General features: G+C 37.1%; 2 protein-coding genes. Both read left to right on the top strand.

Annotated elements, in window-relative coordinates:
- The first annotated feature begins 231 nt into the window (after positions 1–231).
- Positions 232–828, top strand: a complete 597-nt coding sequence (locus AB1422_19205; protein ID MEW6621429.1) for an RnfABCDGE type electron transport complex subunit A — start codon at positions 232–234, stop codon at positions 826–828.
- The gene (gene rnfB, locus AB1422_19210; protein ID MEW6621430.1) at positions 829–1,635 is read left to right on the top strand and encodes an RnfABCDGE type electron transport complex subunit B; all 807 of its coding nucleotides are present in this window, start codon (positions 829–831) and stop codon (positions 1,633–1,635) included.
- Positions 1,636–1,817: the final 182 nt, after the last annotated feature.

The raw sequence follows: 1,817 nt of genomic DNA on the forward strand, positions 1-1,817 counted from the left end.
ACCCCCTAACCCCCTTTATTAAGGGGGAATATGTGTTCTAAACCAGAGGATACGAGTCTGTGGATACTATACTAATTCGCTAATCTCTAATTCACTAATTCGCTATTTTCAGGGGAAACGCTCATGAACCGTGGGTTCACAACAGAAGAATGAAAATAGGAAAAAAGAGGTGGAGGAAAGATTCTCTCTCTACTCTCTACTTCCTATTTTCAGGAGGAAAATAAGATGAATATCCAGGAACTACTGACAATTTTTATCAGCACGGCTTTAATCAATAATTTTGTTCTGACGAAATTTTTGGGGCTTTGTATATTTTTTGGCGTCTCAAAAAGGATGGATTTGTCTATTTCTATGGGTGCGGCGGTAGTTTTTGTCATGGTCTTAAGCTCTGTGCTTGGCTGGGGAATATATAATTTTATCTTAGTGCCTTTTGGTATTGAATTTTTGCGGATTGTAGTTTTTATCGTCGTTATTGGCTCCTGTGTTCAGATGGTCGAAATGGTGATTAAAAAATATCTGCCAACACATTATAAGATGTGGGGAATTTATCTATTATTAATTGCCACCAATTGTATTGTCTTATCTATTCCCTTGATAAATGTAGAAAATAATTTTAATTTGATACAAAGCGTTGTCAACGCCTTTGGTTCTGGGGTAGGATTTGCCTTTGCTTTAATTTTGATGTCAAGCATTAGAGAAAAGTTAGAATTAGCCCCACTACCTAAATCTTTACAAGGTTTTGGGATTGCCTTTATTGTTGCCGGGCTGTTATGTTTAGCCTTTATGGGATTTAATGGCATGGTTAAGCCTTTATCCGGAGGATTATAAATGGATGCCCAACTTATCATCAATATAATTTTAACCCTGAGTAGTTTGGGATTTATTTTTGGATTAGTTCTGGCTTATGCTGAACTTAAGTTTGGAATAGAAGTTGATGTGCGGGTTTATGAGGTAGAAGAGGTGTTACCCAAAGGCCAGTGCGGGGCCTGTGGTTTTCCTGGTTGTGCCGCTTATGCCGAGGCAGTCGTAGTTGAAGCTGATGTTCCACCTAATCTTTGTATTCCAGGAAAAACAGAAGTAGCAAAATTAGTAGCTAAAATTACCGGTAAAGAGATGAAAGAAATTGAAGGAGTAAAGGCACATATCCTTTGCTATGGCACACCCGATAAAGTATTTGTTTATGATGGGATAATTGATTGCGAAGCCGCTAATTTATTACTTGGCGGAGATAAAACCTGCCAATATGCCTGTTTAGGACTGGGTAGTTGTGTTCGGGTATGCAAATTTGACGCCATCACTTTCTCCAAAACAAAATTACCCGCGATTAATCCTGAGCTTTGCACTGGTTGTGGGCAATGTGTTTCTATTTGCCCTAAAGGTATAATCGAATTGATTCCAGAAAAGGCAAAAGTAAAGATTAGATGTCGCTCACATGATAAAGGCCCTGTAGTCAAAAAAATTTGTAGTGTTGGTTGTATTGGTTGTGGAATTTGTGCGAAAGAATGTCCTTATGAAGCGATTAAATTAGAAAACTTCTTAGCCGTAATTGACCACACTAAATGTCTTGCCTGTACAGATTATAAATGCCTGCCTAAATGTCCAACTCGTTCAATCGTTTCACTTTCACAAATCTAAATCTGTATTTGACACTTCCTCACTTCAACCTGTTTATATCCTAAATTCCCGCTTTTGATATAATATCAATTCTAATTAATTTGTGCTTCTTTAATAAGTTGGAATTTTGTCAATTTATTCAATAGAATCACGAAATTACGGAAAAATTCGACCTGTGCGGTTAGAAATTACAAGCAAATTTC

This window comes from bacterium (assembly GCA_040757115.1).
Taxonomy (GTDB): Bacteria; UBA9089; CG2-30-40-21; order CG2-30-40-21; family SBAY01; genus JBFLXS01.

Excerpts from the sequence above, each read along its gene's own strand:
- rnfB (MEW6621430.1), top strand. The coding sequence starts at position 829 with ATGGATGCCCAACTTATCATCAATATAATTTTAACCCTGAGTAGTTTG.